Origin of the sequence: Alteromonas sp. CyTr2, assembly GCF_947311905.1 — a bacterium.
GTDB classification, from domain to species: Bacteria; Pseudomonadota; Gammaproteobacteria; order Enterobacterales; family Alteromonadaceae; genus Alteromonas; species Alteromonas macleodii.
Genome location: NZ_CAMZMZ010000009.1, coordinates 39,228 through 58,252, shown reverse-complemented (window position 1 = coordinate 58,252; position 19,025 = coordinate 39,228). Strand labels below are relative to the sequence as shown.

General features: G+C 45.6%; 12 protein-coding genes. 2 read left to right on the top strand and 10 right to left on the bottom strand.

Annotation, left to right across the window (positions count from 1 at the left end; all coding sequences use genetic code 11):
• Positions 1-10 precede the first annotated feature (10 nt).
• On the bottom strand, positions 11-3,451 hold the full coding sequence (locus QME20_RS07335) for a hypothetical protein (RefSeq protein WP_110289365.1): 3,441 nt from the start codon (positions 3,449-3,451) through the stop codon (positions 11-13).
• 286 nt (positions 3,452-3,737) lie between these two features.
• Here QME20_RS07335 and QME20_RS07330 point away from each other — a divergent pair, with 286 nt between their 5' ends.
• Entirely contained in the window at positions 3,738-4,730 is a 993-nt protein-coding gene (locus tag QME20_RS07330) for a LacI family DNA-binding transcriptional regulator (protein WP_110289366.1), read from the top strand.
• On the opposite strand, the gene QME20_RS07325 is transcribed toward QME20_RS07330, so the two are convergent.
• The 7 genes from QME20_RS07325 to hslV all read right to left on the bottom strand — a co-directional run bounded on the left by QME20_RS07325 (position 4,711) and on the right by hslV (position 16,387).
• The gene (locus QME20_RS07325) at positions 4,711-5,940 is read right to left on the bottom strand and encodes an oligosaccharide MFS transporter (protein ID WP_110289367.1); all 1,230 of its coding nucleotides are present in this window, start codon (positions 5,938-5,940) and stop codon (positions 4,711-4,713) included. The genes QME20_RS07330 and QME20_RS07325 overlap by 20 nt on opposite strands.
• Positions 5,941-5,962: 22 nt before the next feature.
• A complete protein-coding gene (locus QME20_RS07320) occupies positions 5,963-8,038 on the bottom strand; it encodes a glycoside hydrolase family 32 protein (protein WP_278939409.1) in 2,076 nt (691 codons plus the stop codon).
• 13 nt (positions 8,039-8,051) lie between these two features.
• Positions 8,052-9,362: a sugar porter family MFS transporter gene (locus tag QME20_RS07315; RefSeq protein WP_110289368.1), complete on the bottom strand. Its 1,311-nt coding sequence runs from the start codon at positions 9,360-9,362 to the stop codon at positions 8,052-8,054.
• A gap of 42 nt (positions 9,363-9,404) precedes the next feature.
• Positions 9,405-11,120 (bottom strand): RagB/SusD family nutrient uptake outer membrane protein, encoded by a 1,716-nt coding sequence (locus tag QME20_RS07310; RefSeq protein WP_110289369.1) that lies wholly within the window; start codon positions 11,118-11,120, stop codon positions 9,405-9,407.
• A gap of 26 nt (positions 11,121-11,146) precedes the next feature.
• Complete coding sequence (locus tag QME20_RS07305) at positions 11,147-14,113, bottom strand: SusC/RagA family TonB-linked outer membrane protein (RefSeq protein ID WP_110289370.1); 2,967 nt, start codon at positions 14,111-14,113, stop codon at positions 11,147-11,149.
• A gap of 338 nt (positions 14,114-14,451) precedes the next feature.
• Positions 14,452-15,780: an HslU--HslV peptidase ATPase subunit gene (gene hslU, locus QME20_RS07300; protein WP_014950968.1), complete on the bottom strand. Its 1,329-nt coding sequence runs from the start codon at positions 15,778-15,780 to the stop codon at positions 14,452-14,454.
• Between the two features lie 82 nt (positions 15,781-15,862).
• Positions 15,863-16,387, bottom strand: a complete 525-nt coding sequence (gene hslV / locus QME20_RS07295; RefSeq protein WP_014950969.1) for an ATP-dependent protease subunit HslV — start codon at positions 16,385-16,387, stop codon at positions 15,863-15,865.
• A 303-nt stretch (positions 16,388-16,690) separates the two neighbouring features.
• On the opposite strand from hslV, the gene QME20_RS07290 reads away from it, so the two are divergent.
• Complete coding sequence (locus QME20_RS07290; protein WP_281715703.1) at positions 16,691-17,239, top strand: DUF1294 domain-containing protein; 549 nt, start codon at positions 16,691-16,693, stop codon at positions 17,237-17,239.
• Positions 17,240-17,572: 333 nt separating this feature from the next.
• Here QME20_RS07290 and QME20_RS07285 read toward each other — a convergent pair whose 3' ends face one another.
• Entirely contained in the window at positions 17,573-18,313 is a 741-nt protein-coding gene (locus QME20_RS07285; protein WP_110289371.1) for a hypothetical protein, read from the bottom strand.
• 85 nt (positions 18,314-18,398) lie between these two features.
• Positions 18,399-18,989, bottom strand: a complete 591-nt coding sequence (locus QME20_RS07280) for an SPOR domain-containing protein (protein WP_281715702.1) — start codon at positions 18,987-18,989, stop codon at positions 18,399-18,401.
• Positions 18,990-19,025: the final 36 nt, after the last annotated feature.

Sequence of the window (19,025 nt, the reverse complement as noted above, 5' to 3'; positions counted from 1 at the left end):
TGGCTTATAGTTACGGATTCTTTGTGAATCTCTGAAGATCCACTATTGAAATATTGTGCTCTCGTGTATAAACCCCTATCGGCCTTTGATCAAGGTCGTATAGTCTGAAGCTGAGCGCTCTGAAATCGTTGATGTAAACCGTTCCTAGCCCTGCTTCTGGGTCTAACCACACATCAAGTTTAACGTCAGAGGTTAGTTCCATAGGTACTGCGACTTGAGCATCTAAACTTCCGGAACTCACTTCTTCACCGTCACTGACCGCAGGTAAATCAGCGGCTCTAAACTGGTCGGCCAAAAGATAGGGTAGCGCTGTATCTGTACCGTCATCTGAATGTTGATCTATCAATCTGATAACGGCGGTTTGTCCTATAAGATCACTGACATCCCAAGTGGCCCATTCCATTCGAAACTTATCATCCGCCGTTTTTTCAGCATTAACGCCTGATTGGCTACGCACGACTTCTCCATTTACCATCAATGCAACAGCGGTTGCATTAGCGCTGTCAAACGGGTTGGAACCACCGCCAATTAAGAAGTTTATGTAGGGTTTGGTAATTTCAAAAGACGGAGAGTCTGCACTTCCAGTTGCCTCGAAACCAATCCAGCCAAGGGCAGTTCCGTCTTCCTCAAAACCGTCACCAAAGCTCGAAAATACCCTTTCACCCACGTTGTTAGCGACATCACCACCCCACCAGCCGCCATCAAGCTTTACGAAATCGCCAGTGACGTTTGTGAATTCATGCCCTGACAACGTACCGTGCTGTCCGCAGCAAAATTCAAACCCCGCTATATTTTGTTCAGGAGCCTCTTCTCTGACGAAAAGCGACTCACCTTCAAGGGCTGGAGTGGGAGTTACGCTCGCACCACCCGTCGGAGGTGTGTCACCAAAATAAAATGATGCTTTATTGCTGTTGGTGTCAAATTCAAGTCTGGCCACCTGCTCACCTTCTCCCTCAGTGGGGAAGTAAATTCCGAATCTACCGCCTGATGCTTCACTTCTTACCGTCATCGACAGGCGATTTTTTTCGCTCACTGTGTCTAACGTAAAAGCAGAGGATGACATCAATGAGATAGGGGCAACACCTGATACCGAGCCCTCCTGTTGCTGTATATCGGTAGAAATAGGCTCCGCAAACTCCGTTTTGTAAGAATGCGGAATCATCACTGCTAACTCACCAGAAGAAGTCTGATGCAATTGATGAATCGCCAAGTCGCCGCCAAACGTTCCCACACTGGCATTAGTTCTGGTAATTTTATGAGGTATCCAGCCGAACATAAGCGTCGCGTCTTCTGAAGATGCTGTGCGGCCAGCATAATAAAACTTGCCATCAAGCGACGCATAGTTTCCGAGCTCCCACCCAGCACTCGTCTGATGCAAATACTTGATATCCCTTTCGCCGTCATTCTGATCTGAAAACACCATGAACTGATTGTCACCAAAATCAATCCAGTCCGGCACTTCAAGGTTAAGTGGCGTATTCATCATAAACAGGGGGTCTTGCGCTGCCCAAGTTATAAGATTGTCAGAAGTATACAAGCCAATTACCGCTTGCCCTTCAAAGCGTGTGGTTATAAGCATCCAGTAGTTATTGGTTTCCTCATTCCAGAATACTTTGGGGTCACGGAAGTCAAAATCGCTATATCCATTACTTCCCGTAAAGGTATCCTCTGGGATTTTAGTAAAGTTTGTAAGCGTGTTGTCTATCGCCACGGCATGCATTGTTGCCTCCACTGGATTGAAGTCAGCATTATGGCCTGTAAAGAAAATATGCGTCTGACCCTCTGCATCTTCCACAACACTGCCTGAGCCCGTCCACTGGTCTTGCGTATTGGTATCTCCAGTAGCTTCAAGCACCCGCTGGGGAAAGCTAGCCTGCTGAAGGTTGCTCGTTTTAGTGAGATACCAATCATGAAATGCGGTATCTATTAAATAATAAATGTAGAATTCACCATCACGGAAATACGGATTTGGGTCGGCCATTACCAAAGGTAAAGACACGTCATGGCCTTCTGGCATGCTCACCAAATCGAGTTTATTTGGCTCTACTGCCGCAAAATCGGCAAGTCTGACTTCATCTAGCATGATGAAGGCGAGACTTCCGTCATCTCCTCCTTCGTGCTGGTCAATAATCTCCAGTACAGCGGTCTGCCCTTGCAATGAACTCACATCCCACGTATACCAGTCAAGCTGCGACTCTAGTCCATTCCCTACGCCCTGACGCACTATTTTGCCATTCACTCGCAACACCACTGCCGTTGCATTGTCACTGCGAAAGTCGTTGGTACCGCCACCTACTAAAAAGTTTAAAAATTTGTGTGTGATTTCAAAAGGAGGCGTGCTTAACGTGCCAGTAGCTTCATCTCCAATCCAGCCAAGTCCAGTGCCGTCTGCTGAAAAGCCATCCCCGCGGCTGGAAAAGATTCGCTCGCCCTGATGGTTGACAATATCAGCAGCCCACCAGCCACCATCAAGCTTGACCATTTCTCCCGTAGCCAAGAAATCGTGATTCGCGTAGGTGTTAAATTGACCACAGCAGAACTCGAACCCAGCGATATTCTGGCCAGGATCTGAAACACGTCTAAATGCAGAGATTCCCTCCACCTCTGGTTCGACAGAAATATTTACCGACGTTAACAACTGACTGCTTGCTTCTGGAAGGGCGGCCGCTTCATCGGATATACGAAACTCATCAGCCAATAAATAAGGCAAAGAAGTATCAGATTTGTCATCAGGGTGGTGATCGATAAAACGAATTTTCGCGGTCATACCAAGATAATCGGCCAAATCCCAGCTGACCCATCTCATACTCATAGCTGTGTCGTCACCGCTAGCCTGCAACACTATTTCGTCATCAACAACCAGCGCTACCGCTGTGGTGTTGGATTCCGACACACCATTTGCGCCACCACCAACAAGAAAGTTTATAAATCGTTCGGATATTTCAAATGATGGACTTTCCATCGTGCCAACTGCACTAAATCCTATCCAACCCAGTGCTTGGTCACTACTATCAAATCCATCACCAAAGCTTGAGAAAACCCGTTCTCCGATAACACCTGCAACATCGGCTCCCCACCAGCCTCCGTCTAATTTGTCGAAGTCGCCAGTCACGCTTTCAAATCCGTGTTCAGCGTAGGTATTATACTGTCCACAACAGAATTCAAAGCCAGAGAGCACCTGTTGACTATTTTCGGGGTTGTTAAAAAGAGGTTGACCGGAAATTTCTGGGTTGTCTGTGATAACGATATCTTCATCAGGCTGTTGCTCTTCGGGAGGATTTCCACCGCCAATTACATCAGAGGGGCTCTGCCCTTCTTGTAAAACAATTAACTCTGCCTCAACCTCATTTTTATCAGTATCACTATCGGAACATGCTGTAAGAGAAGCACTTACCACTAAAATGAGTCCTGATAATTTCCACCCTCTGTTAGTGGGTTTTAATATTTTCATGGTTTTCCTCCATAGCCCCCTGTAAGGCTATGTCCGTTTACTTTTAATTGGTTATGTCAAAATCGTACGGCTGTTCTTTGACATTCTTTTTTGGGTTTCCACACAAATAAACAACGTTGTCTTTACGATATTAATGTCAGCCGCACATTAACTCAACATTTTTTTTACATTTTTATGAGGCTGATAAAAATCGTCGCGGCTATTACCAGTTTATTCAAAAGTGTGATAAAAGTGTTAAGCGTTAGCACGTTGATATTGATGAAAAAATTTTTGGGAATAATCTGCTATGGTGACGATAAAAGACGTAGCTGCACATGCAGGCGTCGCATTCAAAACTGTTTCTAGGGTAGTAAATAACGACCCCACAGTTAAACCCAAGAATAGGGAGAAGGTGCTTAAGGCAATCGAAGAACTCGGATATCGTCCCAATCGCGCAGCACAAATGACCCGTCGCAAGAAATCTGGCGTTGTAGGCTTTATTGCAGATGAGCTACTCAGAGTGCCTTACACTTTTGACCTTATTAGGGGGGCGCAAGATCTTGCGTGGCAGCACAATAAAGAGTTGATGGTACTCAACGTAAACGTGAATAAGTACAGCGTTGAAGGAGCCGTAAATCACCTTTTTGAGCACCGAGTGGAAGGGATCATTTATGCCGCAATGTACCATCGGGAAGTTCGTCTACCGTCTCAGTTTTCAGAAGTCCCTACAGTGCTTGCTAATTGCTTCGATAGCGATGGTAAATTCCCCTCTATAGTCCCCGACGAACAAGAAGCCGCACGGGAGATTACGGCGAACATACTGAGCAAGGGCTATAAACGTATTGCTTTTTTGAACCTGAATGAAAATATCATTGCCGCCAAGCTTCGTAAAAAAGGGGTTGAGCAGGCGTTTGCTGACGCCAAACAAAGCCCTGACAATCTTGTAATCGAGTCCGTCATTATTGGCGACGAAAATGAAGAGCGCTCAATTACCCGCAAACGCGCAGCAGAATTAATTAAAGACTTTAAACCTGACGCTATTCTCTGTGGTCAGGACCCAATGGCCATGGAAGTCTACTTTGTTGTTCAATCTCTTGGGCTTCAAGTGGGTAAAGACATTGGAATAGGCAGCTTCGATGACTGGGATATCATCCCTTCTCTTTTACAACCGGGGCTAACAACCATGGCACTTCCTCATTACGAAATGGGTAAGTGGGCGTTTAATTATCTGCTTACAGAAAGAACAGACAAGACGCGCGAAACCGCGCGTTTTTCTCTTGTCAGCCGTCAGTCGTTTTAACTGTTACTAACGTTTCAGGCTTAGCATTTTCCAGAAGCCAAAAAGAAACAACAAGGTTAACCGTGACCGCACAGCCAAGGAGTAAGTAAGCATCTGCGAATCCCAGTGTGTCGTAAAGCGCCCCGACTGGCGATGAGAGAAGTGTTGTTACTACCTGGGTAAATACGTGAAAGCTAACGAGGTAAATCGTCGCCGATAACCTTGCGTCAAAATTCGCTACAATGTACTTGAAAATTGCGACCAATAAGATCGGGAGCTCTAATGCATGTAGCAATTTGACCAATGAAATGGACACAGGGTCGGCAACCAGACCAGAAGCCAACATTCGACTGGCCATGATGGCCCCACTTAACAGCAAGCCCTGTTTTGGACCTATTCGATTGACAATATAAGGAGCAACAAACATCATCCCTGCTTCAACGAATACCTGCAGTGAGTTCAAATAACCGTAGAACCTGTTTCCTTCCTCTGGCGAGGTAAATAACGATGCAAAGTAAATAGGGAATTGCTGATCGTATATTTGATATAGGCACGATACGCCCATCACATACACACTTAAACGCCAAAACTTCTTCTGCCCAAAGAGCGACCAAACATCTCTTAAATTGACTTTGCTGTTTGAAGACGACGCCGTGCTCGCAGATTTAGGCAACCAGAATAGACAGATGACAAACGCTAGTCCGCTGATGGTTGCAAGCGCAAAATTCAGCCTAGGGTCAACATTAAAAAGACCACCAGCAATAAACGTCGCGCTTGCCCAGCCTAGCGACCCCCATAATCGGGCTTTACCAAACTCAACATTATGTTGCCGACCAAGCCTTTCAATAAACGCTTCAAGCGTTCCCACCGCGGCACCAAAGGATAACGCGCTATACACCGCGCCCACTACTGCGCCGAAAAAGAAGAAAGATTCTAGCAACGGCTGATAGACAAAGATAAAGAATGGACCCACACCAGCCATAAGGATACCTAACATAAACAAAAGCTGCTTGCCGGTTCCTAACCTGTCCTGAAGAACACCATAAACGGGCATTATGAATAAGGCAGCCATCGCGTTGGTCGCAAAGACAACGCCCGTCTCCCTTCCGGTTAACCCTAGGGTTTGGTTTAGCCATAACGGAAAGAGCGAATAGCAAAACGACCAGGTCAGGAAAAACGTAAAAAACGTTAATGCGGACGACCAGTATGCTGAGTTTGACTGCCACTTCATAATAATACCCTAGGCATAATACCTAATTAGAAGACCACACAGAGCCCAATCGGTCAATTGATAGCTGGTGTATTGATTGACTGTTAGGCGCCACGTGTAGCGTTTCGTAAACAGTCTTGGGAAACACTAGTGCCGTCATAACGGTAGTGCCATTGTCAATGAACAATTCCAATGATGAGCGGTCGACAATTATTGTGACGTTATATGAGTCGCTTGTCGTTGTTAACTCCGCCTTCTGGACTTTTCCAAAATGCTCATTGAATGATGTTTCTCCAGAGTGACTTCGGTTTAGTGATACCAAGGATCGTTGTTGATCTATTTCAATATCAACAAATTCACCGCTTTGGTTTTCAAGTCGAATCGAAATAGGTGAAGGTGAATTCCCCTGAACATCGAAAGCGTAGCGAAGCGCCGATTCCCTGCCGTTGCTATCTAGAGAAGAAAGGCTCATTGCTTGTCCTGCCTTCAAGATTGGCGACTTAGTAGACGCTTCAACTAATCTATCCACTTCGTCTACCAACTGACTACGGACACGGAGTCCTTTGCTAGTTTTAACGAGATGCAGCGTGCGAGGTAGTGTCATCGCACTACGCCATATTTCTGTCGGTACATCATTTGCGTATAACCAATTGCTCATCCATCCCATGAAGATATGACGTGATTCATTACTTTCTGGCGATTTAAAAAAAGTTACCCCTGCATAATTGTCTGTGCCGTGATCCAGCCAAATAGCGGGCTCAATTCGATTTGTTGCAGGCTCGCTCGCAAACACAATATCGTCAATGTAAGTGTGTCCCCAGCTTTCGGACTCGTTATCGATAATCCTCAAAAATGCGGATTTGCCTTGCCACTGACTCACATCCCAGCTCGCATAATGGAGCGTTTCTCGATTGAGGCCTGTTTCAGATTTTACTATATTGCCTTCCACCACGAGTTGAACGCCAACCCTGTCTGGATGATGGCCGCCACCAATTTTAAAGTTGATATAAGGTTCAAATAAGGTGAACGTTTCCGACGTCAGCGTTCCTTGCGCACGATCTTCATCTGCAAAACTGTTTACAAGATAATCACCAGAGTAACCAGTGGGGGACGGCTGGTTGGCATGTCCACCTTCGGTGGGAGCATCAACAAAGGCATTACCTTGCTGCGTCCACTTGTCGGCTCCATCTTCAAAATTATCAAAGACCGTGCCTTTTGGAAAATTAGCCACTGTAGGTGAGAGTTCGCTTTGCCACTTAGCATCTAATACGAATTCTTTGCCGTCGAAATCCCCAACAAAGTATTGGGTTGCCGAGCCTCCATTTGGGCCGCCTGGCGATATACTTACCAACAATACATATCTAGATTCATCAGTTCCTTCGACAGGCAATAGCAGCAGTTCCGGACACTCCCACACACCGCCATGACTACCTATTTCTTCACCGAATGTGCTTTCTAACGACCAGTCAATCAGGTTATCTGAACTGTAAAAACCAATATGATCTTTTTGTGCTAGCACCATCACCCACTTTCCTGACGGTTCATGCCACATGACCTTTGGGTCGCGAAAATCTTTTATGCCCGGGTTGTCAATAACAGGGTTATTGACATACTTTTCCCACGTCCGGCCTTTATCTAAGCTGTAAGCCAGTGCTTGGGTTTGGTAGTCAATTTTTCCCTGCTTCTCCAGTGATGCATTGTGATAGGTATACAACGCAACAATAGGGGGATTATCTTTGCTTCCCAGACCACTGGTGTTCTCGACATCGACGACTGCACTTCCAGAGAAAATGGTGCCAAGCTCATCAGGGTAAAGCGCTATTGGTAACTCCTCCCAATGCATAAGGTCCTTACTCACAGCGTGCCCCCAATGCATAGGCCCCCAGGTGGAGGCATCGGGATTATGCTGAAAGAATAGATGGTACTCGCCATCGAGATAAAACATACCGTTGGGATCATTCATCCACTTTTCTTTCGGTGAGAAATGGATCTGGGGACGAAAAGCTTCGTTGCGAGCGGCCTCGACCACAAGAGTCGAGTTCTCGGGAAGTGGACTAATTTGATTCATGGAACATCCAACAAGAGCTGAAGAAATAATAAGACCTAATAGTGTTTTCATAGTTAAAATGCCTCTACTTTGATAACGCTGCAGACACATCCTCAAGCGTTTTCCCTTTCGTTTCTGGCATCATGAATCGAACGAAAATAAGCTGTAAGAACATCGCAAATGTGAAGAACGCGAAGACCTGGCTGGCAGAAAAGGCGGCTAATACCTGAGGCATTAAAAGCGCGATCAGCGCAGCAAAAACCCAATGTGTACCACTTCCCAATGACTGTCCTTTAGAGCGCACGGAATTGGGGAAGATTTCAGCAATAAAAACCCAGATAACGGCGCCCTGCCCAACAGCATGAGACGCGATGAATACGAACACTGCGCTCACTACAATGGTGCCGCCGACTTGGCTACTGAATGCCCATGAAACAGTGGCTAGAGACAGGATGTAACCGATTGAGCCTATATACATGAGTGATTTTCGTCCAAGCCGATCTATCAGACTTAATCCAACCATCGTAAATACAAGATTGATTAATCCGACACCCGCAGTGGAAAGCAATGCGGTGCTGCCATCTAAACCCGCCATATCAAAAATACGTGGTGCGTAATAGATGATGAAGTTAATACCTGATAGTTGGTTAAATGCAGCAAGTAAAAAGGCAAGCATCACCGGAAGTCGAAACTCAGGTTTAAATAAAGATTCTCTTTTACGCCCTGCCTTATCAGCTTTTATTGCGCTGATAGTTTGTTCGACACCTTCACTCTGTAGCGATAAAAAGACCTCTCGAGCACGGGCTTCGTCATCGCGATGCAGCAACAACCAGCGAGGACTCTCCGGTGCTTTCAGCACCATTAGGAAGTAGATCAATGCTGGCACGGCTTCAACTCCCAGCATCACTCGCCAGTCATCGACAATAACGCCCGAGAGCAAATAATTTGAAAGAAAAGCGATGAGGATCCCAAATACTATTTGAAACTGATAGGTTGCGACTAGCCGCCCCCTGATTTTGGCTGGTGCAATTTCAGAAATGTAAGCGGGTACGGCGATTGAAGATACCCCCACTCCTAAGCCTCCGATAAACCGAAGAATAGCAAAGGTATACGGATCCTGAGCGAGTGCTGAACCTATAGCAGAGAGTAGATAGAGGACGCCAATAAGAACTAACGTCTTTTTGCGCCCAAGCCTATCGCAGGGCCAGTTCCCCATCAACGCGCCAATCACCGTTCCCCACAGAGCAGAAGACATGACGAACAACCCATGAAAAAGGGGCGTAGTGTCCCACAGCGCTTGAATGGATTGGTCTGCTCCAGATATCACTGCGGTGTCGAAACCAAATAAAAATCCGGCTATTGCAACAGTGAGTGACCAGTAAACTATTTTGTTCATGATGTATATTTTTACCTCTTAACCACTTTAGGAATACCGGGCTTAATAGCCCGGATTCTGTATATAAATTCCGCCACTCAAATTAATCTGCTGATTAGGGATTGGGAGGTATTCATGCTTATTTTTAGTAAATGCAGCGTCTTCCAAGTAGGGCTTTCTGCCGCGCTCGGTAGTGAGGTATTCGTCAATGGTCTCTTTAGCCACGCCCCAGCGAACCAAATCGAAAAATCGATGACCTTCTAGCCCTAGCTCAACGCGCCTTTCCCAGCGCAGTGCCTGCCTTGCTTCTGCTTTACTGGTAAATGTGTCGTAAGTGCCAATACGGTATAAGCTCGCATCGTTCAATCTCGCCGTGCTGGCTGCGGCCCGCTCTCTAAGACGATTGATAATCGGGGTTGCTTCTTCCCAGCGGTCGAGCTCTATCAGCGCCTCTGCTTTCCAAAGCAATACATCGGCATAGCGCACTAATACGGTATTGAGAGAGAATATTGGGAAAGGACCGTTTTCACCCCGGCAGTCACACTCAGGGTGTTCTAAGTCTTTCATTCCCGTGTAATTGCCATAGATACCTGGTGCCCGTGCCCAGCTGTCGCCGCCATGAATAAGGTCAGGGTCGTACTTAAATGGCTTGCCTTCCATCGCCACTGTATGGTCGAGCCGAGGGTCAACATGGTCATTATTTACGTTATACTCACTGTCATTGAATGTGTTGAAGCGGGGCAAACCCGAGTTATCGGTCTTAAACGCGTTAACAAAGTTTTCTGTTGGAACGTGAAAACCACAGCAACCAAAACCGCCTGACATCGGCGCATTCAACGCGCTAGACCAAGAACCTCTTCCGTCAGGACTGCCATCATTCAATGAACGCTGAATGGCAAATACAGACTCCTTTCCATTCTCAAATTCGATAAGAAAATTCTCTGCATAATCGTCGTAAAGACCGTACTGTCCACTGGCTTCAATACTATCTACCAAGCTGACTACTTCTTCGAGTTTCTGCTGATTGATATTCACCACGTTGTGCAGTTCGTCTTGCTCATACGCCTGATACAAAAGGGTTTTCGCTAAATAGGCTTTGGCTGATAGTGCGGACGCCCGGCCGACATCCTGCTGAACATCTGGCAAGGTGTTCGCGGCAAAACGAAAATCTGCTGCGATGTTGTCCCATAACTGCTGGTCTGTGAGATCGCGGTTAGTCGTCGCTAGTACTTCCTCTTGAGTCATCGTTTCATCAATCCAAGGAATATGCTTGTGATGGATTTTCAAATCAAAATAAAAGATAGCTCTTAAAAAACGTAACTCTGCTGCTTTTTCATCAGCGCCTGGTAATTCACCAGAAGGCGTCTCAGCGATAACCTTAAGTGCCGTGTTAGCTCTTGAAATACCGGTATAGTTGCGTGTCCATTTCTTATTGTTGAGATCGATCAAATCAGGTGGGAATGACTCCATATCCGGCACTAACGGCTCGTACATTGAAAGTGCGTGGTATGCAAAGATATCCGAAGGACCGTTTCCACCTTTGTGCGCATCACCAGCGCGCAGGTTGCCTGTCGGCCACAGATAATTAGGTGCTGTGTAGTGGTCATTGCCAAGATAGGAGTACGTGGCGATAACCAAAGCATCTATATTCTCAGTCGTTGCTACCTGATCTTCTGTGAGCACTGCTTGTGGTTCACTGTCCAATTCATCGCTTCCGCCGCAAGATACGACTGAAAGCGCAATCAAGCTTGTTGTCAAAAGTTTGCTTATATAGTTCATGTGTCTTTATCCATTATCCTGTTAGCTTAAAAAGAGAATTCCAGCCCGATAGTGACGCGGCGGGGTACAGGAAAAACTTCATTAGGAGTTTCAGGATCTTCACTCAAAGTGCCATCAGGCGTGATAGTCAAAAGATTCTGAGCCTGCAAATAAATGCGTGCATCGTTAAGGCCTAAGCGTTCGATGAAATCTAATGTAGGGGTGTAACCCACGCTGATATTGCGAAGTTTCAGGTAAGTGCCCTCTTCCCAGAAAAAGCTAGACTGACGGCCCTCCCCATTGTTATCGATCAGGGTAAGCGCAGGGACATCGCTGTCTGTATTTTGAGGAGTCCAGGCATCAAGCGTTCGTGCACCATAATTTGAGCCAATGTTTAAAGAAGTGAAATCGGTGAATAGTCGCCAGTTATTCCTTATCTGTCCTCCTTTGATCCCTTGCCAGAACATGTTGAAGTCCCAGTCTCTATATTTGAACGTGAAGTTCATTCCATAGATAAAATCTGGATCCGTGTCTGCAAAGAAGTCTTGGTCGTTCTCATCAATAACGCCATTTCCATCTAGGTCTAGCCAACGGATTCGACCCGGTGCTGCGCCCGATTGTGTAGCATGTTCATTCACCTCATCTTGATTTTGGAATATACCGTCTGCAACATACCCATATACTGAATTAATTGAACGCCCCAAGATTGTTTTATCTTGTCCATTTCCCCCAAAGGAATTAACAACATCTTCAGGCAAGGCTGTAACGGTGTTTTCAGCCGAAGATATATTGAAGTTGATATCTACAAGCAACTCGTCTTCCAGCAAGCCCGTATCTATCCACTTTTCATATCCAAGCACCAATTCAACACCGGCATTTTCAATGGTGCCGCCATTGACCCACTTTTGCGCCCCTTCGCCAAGCGTTGCAATTGGTTGAGTGAGAGTAAGAATGTCGCGGGTTTCTTTTTTGAACCAATCAAAGCTTCCATAAACCGTTCTCTCAAACAATTCGAAGTCTAAGCCGAAGTTAACCTGCGTTGATGTTTCCCATTTCAGATCAGGGTTGCCAGTTTGCGCACGAACAAAGCCCGAAGGCAACGTACCACCATTTGCGCCAGTAATGTCGTATGCTGTGCCCTCATCTTGCTGGTTTGTGAAAAGTGACTGGGTCGCATAACGGGGTATATAAGTTGTTACCGTCGCATCAGTAGGAATTTCCTGATTACCCGTTTCCCCCCAGCTTCCCCTGAACTTTAAGGTGTCGATAAAATCAATATCGAAAAAGTCTTCGTTGCTAACAACCCAGCCCAATGACGCTGCTGGAAAATTGCCGTATTCATTAGCATCACCAAATCTCGACGACCCATCTCGACGAATCGTAAATGAGGACAAGTAACGGTTATCATAGTTATAGTCCACTCGTGCAAACTGGGAATCTAGGGACCAATTGTCTCCTTCGCCTTCTACCCTTACATCCGACGTAGCCTGCGACAGATAAGCGAAAGAACGGTCATCCGAAGCGAAGCCTGACCCAATGCCTCGGGATAGTTCACGCTCATAATTAATTTGCTCAACCCCGGCTAAGAAATTGAACTTGTGCAGGTCATCAAGTACGAGTTTGTAAGTGGCTGTAGCGCCCGTAATGATGCTTTGATTCCAGTTGTCTTCAACCGTTAATCTGTCTGCGCCACTGAGTGAGCCAGCGGTAAACGCACGAGTGAAATTTCTAAAATAAAACTGACTGTAATCAACCCCTACATTTCCTCTAAGCGTTAAGTTTTCAATCGGTGTGTACTCAACAAAAAAGTTCGCCATGAGTTTATTGTAGGTATGGCCGTTATCACGATTTTGCTCGATTATTCGAACCGGATTGTCTCTGTCAGTAATTCCAGGTACCGGCCCACCCCAGCCTCCTACATCGTTGTAAACCGGAACGATTGACTGCTGCTCAATTGATAGTCCTAAAATCTGACCCGCTAGGTCGTTGATAAGGTTAGCTTGTTGATCAGTGATCAAAAATGTCTGACCGACTTTTAATTTATCTTCAACAACGACATGTTCAGAATTGACTCTGAAAGCTAATCGCTCGAACTTGGAACCATCTACGATACCCTCGGCCTCAAAATAGCCCAGCGATGTATAGAACTTGGAAACGTCATTGCCGCCTGCCACCGAGAAATTCGCATCCGAGACTTTAGAGGTTCTTGTAACTTCATCAAACCATCTAGTATCGGCGGGGCGTTGAACACCTTCTGGATCAGTAAAGGTAGGAAGAATGACCGAATATAATTCTGGATTTTGAAAATTTTGATTCCAGTCAAATGTATAAAGCGGGCTTGCTGAATTAGGGTTTGACCCGTCATTGACTGCCGCCCGCCACACTACGGCACCACGCTCTAACGTGTTGAGTGGCTGTAGGTCATAGTCATATTCTTCAATACTCTGGTTGTATCGGAAGCTAAAGTCTAGGCCATCGTGACCTTTCTTTGTGGTCACAACAATTACACCGTTTCCAGAGCGAGCCCCATAAATACTTGCGGCGGCCGCATCACGTAACACCTGTACATCGGCAATATCGTTGCTATTAATTTCGTGTAGGCCAGACTTTGTTGGAATTCCATCGATAATGTAAAGCGGGTCATTGTTGCCAAGAGGTCCTAGTCCCTGACCGCGGATCCTCACGGTTGCTGTCGAACTTGGATTACCTGTGGTGGTGATTTGTAAACCAGGTACTCTTCCTTGAAGATTTTGCATAATGTTGCCGGCAGGCAAATCAATCACGTCTTCGATGTCTACTGTAGCTATTGCTCCAGTCAAATCTTTCTTCTCGACGGCGCTGTAACCGTAAGAAATCTCTATTACTTCTACTTCCTCTGGCAATTCCGAATCATCAGATCCAGACCCAGCCTCTTGAGCTTGTAACGACGTTGCCATTAGCATCAGTAAAAGTGGAGTAGGCTTTATGGCCTTCCTTAGCTGACGTGTTAATGGATGCAATGTGTAATTTTTCATATCGCGCCTTGATTGTTGAAGTGCTGTAATTTCAAATAAACAACGTTGTCTTTTTAGTTTATACTATTTATGTAAAGTCTGATCAACAAAAATTTAACAAGAGGTTTTACACGCTACGTCGTTTTTAATTGAGGCTTTTAGAAGTTGGTATGCCGAAAAATTTTGCAGGAGGGCAACGTTAAAATGTTATATAGCAATATTAAGACAAGATTTTTGAATGAAAAATAAAAAGCCCAGAGCATATCTCTGGGCTTAAATACTCTATTTTCAAAAGCTCACTGGGACATGTTATACCCGATAAGCTTTTTAGCTGAGCTGTTCGCTATCTCAAAACTGCATTATAAAATAAAGCGCGACAGATCTTCGTTATCTACCAAGGTTTCTAGGTGGCTGTTAACGTAATCAGCATCAATCACGAATGACTCACCGCTCTTTTCAGAGGCGTCAAACGAGATGTCTTCCATAAGGCGCTCTAGCACGGTGTGCAAACGGCGGGCACCAATGTTTTCAGTGCGCTCATTCACCTGCCATGCCGCTTCGGCTATACGCTGAATACCAGAATCGTCGAAACTAATATCCACGCCTTCTGTCTTCATTAGCGCAATGTACTGGTGCGTTAATGACGCATTCGGCTCGGTAAGAATGCGCTTGAAGTCACCGACTTTAAGGGCAGATAGCTCAACGCGAATTGGAAGACGACCCTGAAGCTCTGGAATAAGGTCAGACGGCTTGCTCATTTGAAATGCGCCCGAAGCGATAAACAAGATATGGTCAGTTTTAACCATGCCGTGTTTTGTCGATACCGTTGAACCTTCCACCAGTGGAAGCAGGTCACGTTGAACACCTTCGCGAGATACATCTGCCGACGAGTTGCCTTCTCGCTTACAAATTTTGTCAATTTCGTCGATAAACACAATACCGTGCTGTTCTACCGACTCAATGGCTTTCTCCTTCAAATCTTCTTGATTAACAAGGCGTGCCGCCTCTTCTTCAATTAGTAGTTTGAACGCTTCTTTAATTTTCAGCTTCTTCTTTTTCTTTTGCGAACCCGACAAGTTCTGGAACATGCCTTGAAGCTGATTGGTCATTTCTTCCATACCTGGAGGCGCCATAATTTCTACGCCCACCTGCGGAAGTGCCACATCAATTTCAATTTCTTTGTCGTCTAAGTCGCCCTGACGAAGCTTTTTACGAAATGCTTGGCGCGTACCGCGATCTTCAACGTTTTCCTTATTACCCCATGCATCTTCTGGTGGAGGCAGCAAAACGTCTAAAATGCGCTCTTCCGCAGCTTCTTCTGCGCGGAATTTCACCTTTTTCATTTCATTTTCTTTCGTCATCTTCACCGCAATATCAGCAAGATCACGAATGATGGTCTCAACTTCTTTACCTACGTAGCCCACTTCAGTGAACTTAGTAGCTTCAACTTTAATGAACGGCGCGTTAGCAAGTTTTGCTAAACGGCGGGCTATTTCAGTTTTACCCACACCCGTAGGGCCAATCATCAAAATATTTTTTGGCGTAACTTCTTGGCGCAGCTCAGGTTCAAGCTGCATACGACGCCAGCGATTTCGAAGTGCAATAGATACAGCGCGCTTGGCATCTTGTTGACCAATAATATGTCGGTCTAACTCGTGAACAATTTCTCTTGGTGTCATTTCAGACATGAATAAACCCTTTTCTAACAGCGCTTGCTGTACTCAAATTCATACGAGCGACAGCAAGCCGATAACAGCACTCAGCTATTACTTAGTAATCTAGTACATCAACCGTTTGGCTATGGTTAGTGAATACGCAAATATCACCCGCTATGGTCAACGCTTTTTCGGCAATTTCTTTTGCGCTTAGCTCTGTATTTTCAAGTAGTGCAGTAGCTGCGGCTTGCGCGTAGTTACCACCAGAGCCAATCGCGATAAGATCTTGTTCTGGCTGCACCACATCACCGTTACCGGTAATAATAAACGATGCGGTTTCGTCTGCTACGGCAAGCAATGCCTCTAGTTTGCGAAGCGCCCTGTCAGTCCGCCAATCTTTGGCGAGCTCTACTGCCGCTTTGGTCAAATGGCCTTGGTGGGCTTCAAGCTTTGCTTCAAAGCGCTCAAACAGCGTAAATGCGTCGGCCGTGCCACCAGCAAAGCCCGCTAAAATCTTGTCGTGGTATAAACGGCGCACTTTGCGCGCATTACCTTTCATTACGGTATTGCCCAGTGATACCTGTCCGTCACCGGCCATTACCACTTGATTCCCACGTCGTACAGATACAATCGTTGTCACGTTAATTCCCCGTTTGGCTGGGCGCTGCTGCGTTTTTCGTCTAGCAAAGGCAGCAGCGTTCAAATTCAATAACAAATAAGTGGGGGAAGGCTTTTTAATTTCAAGGGTAATACAAAAGAATGTGCGCTCTGAGCTGCCTACTATATGGGCTTAGCGTGTTCGCTAGTGTATTGAATACACCATTTATTGAGTGCATACTCTCGCCAACACACTCTATGGCCAAGTGAAATAATGCCTAGGTGATAGAGCACAGATAAAGTAGCAACAATGAAGACGCTACATAATGGTTTTAAAGGAGTGGTAGTGAAGTATCAGGGAAGAATTCAACAGTGGGACGATGCTAAAGGTTATGGTTTTGTAGAGCCTAACGGTGGAGGCACGCGCGCGTTTACTCATATCAAAGCGTTTAAACAACGCTCTAGGCGCCCGGTTAATGGCGACATTATTGTTTATGAAGTTGAGCAGGATAGAAATGGTAATCACCGCGCCTGCAACATCAGCTTACTCAAGGATCACAAAGCAAAACGTTTACGCGCCAATAAGCCAACCTCGCAAAGAAAACGTAATGTTATCGTACTGAGTATTTTCTCCGGTGCACTTGCGTTATTTACATTGTCAGGTCGGCTACCGTTTATAGTACCTATCGTTTATGGCGCGGTAAGTTTGCTTACCATACTGTTTTACGGCATAGACAAATCGGCTGCAAAAAAGGAAAAACGGCGAGTTTCAGAGGCAAAACTGCATATATTAAGCTTATTGGGAGGTTGGCCTGGCGCATTGCTAGTCCAACAGATGTCAATACCAATCCGCATAGATAATTGCCCACTCAGAAGGCGCTGGCAAGTTTCCTAGCAAAGCGTGGGAATGCAGGAATGGCTGTTCCCTTTCAAATTCCCAGAATGAAGCTAGGAAGCTTGCCAGACCTTCCCGAAGGGCGAGTTTAAAATGTCCGTACTCTTTGTTGTGTCACCTTGATGTAGAACCACTATACCTGCGGTAACACGCCGCGATTACGAACATTTTAACTCTCGCTGAGTGGGTAATGATCTATGCGGACTGGTATGAGCATAAGCGTAGTAAATCGTCATTTATGAGGGTTTATTGGGTAACGGTTTTGGTTAATCTCATTTTGCTTGGGCTAATTGCATTTGAAGTGATTAGTACGCAGGCATTCATGGTTGAAATTTAGCGAAATCGATACCCTTCAATGTCAAAACCAAAACCACTTTCGGAGCCCTTAACATACACCCATCCTTTATTTGGTAAGCGTTTGTGCTCACTTTGATTTAAGCATAATCGCCCATCTGACAAGGTACCGCTCTCTTTTAACAACAGTGAGTGTCGACAGTGTTTAGAGCCGCTGCCTTTTTCATAAGCAAATTTCAGTTCCGTTTCTTGTTTTCCGGACGCCAAGTGAAGCGTGTAGGGCAATGCCCTATCAATAAAATTCCAAGTAAAAATAAGCCCCAAAAACGGCATGGTGAAAATTGTTACTTTTCCACGCCAATCTTTCATCACAAATTGCGCTTGTCGTTTATCGATGGAAATAGACAGGTAATAAAAGGCACAATAAACAAAAGTAAATAAAACAATGGCCCATGTTGAATTATTTAGCCATGCGTTAATCACGATAAAGTTGGTGAATGCCGATACAATCAAAGCGCCAATAAGTACTAAAAAAGCGCCGTTACTGATACGTGTTATTGGATGAAGCTCAGACCACTTAGGTCGAGTAAAATGCTCATCTTGATGGGCGCTATCCGTATCATTCTCAGGTGGCAGCGTTGCCCGCTTAGCAGCGAGCTCATTTTTTGCTGCCTGATAGCGTTCTGGAAAGGCCTGCTTATCAATATTTTCCAGAACGTCCTCAAGCTCTTCTATGCTATAAGCGGCGTAATTTGGTTGCTCGGTGATGGCAATACTCATTGATACTTCCTTGTAAACGCATCCTTTCTCTACGCGCTATTTCAGCGCCATATGCACCGCATTAAGTGTTACCTACAATAAACTGCTACAAATTCCAGTACCAAATTTGGCATGTCGCAATGTTCACTTTACGCAGACTGTGCTTGGCTTTTTCTGCATCACGCTTAGACTCGTAAGGGCCCAGAATAACGCGGAACCAATCGCCGTTGCTGCCAGTGCTGTGTCTGATAAGCGCCTCTAAACCTTGGAATGCAATTTTGGCTTTCATCTCTTCAGCCTGCGCGCGGGTTCTAAACGAGGCGCACTGCATTAAATAGCGTTTGTCAGATTTTTCTTGCTCTTTGACCTCAACTTCTACTTCATATCCTGGAAGGGTCTTAATGTACTCCCATTCTTCTTCAGGAAGCTCAGGTAACGTCTCTTCTGTAGGAGCCACAGGTCGTGAAGCTTGTGTATCCACGTCGTCTTCTACATTGTCTTTTATTGACCACAAAAATGCACCAAAGCCAATCACCAATGCGAATACGCCAACAAGGCGCACAATAGGAAGTTTTCCAGAAACCGGGGCGTTAGATTGCGCATTTGATTGCGCACTTCTGGCTGTTTTTCTACCTTTACCAGCCGGCTTCTTTTTTTGAGGAGAGCGTCCACGAGAGACATAATCGCGTTGAGCCATAGTCGGCAATATTCCTACTTGTTATCGTTGTTTGTA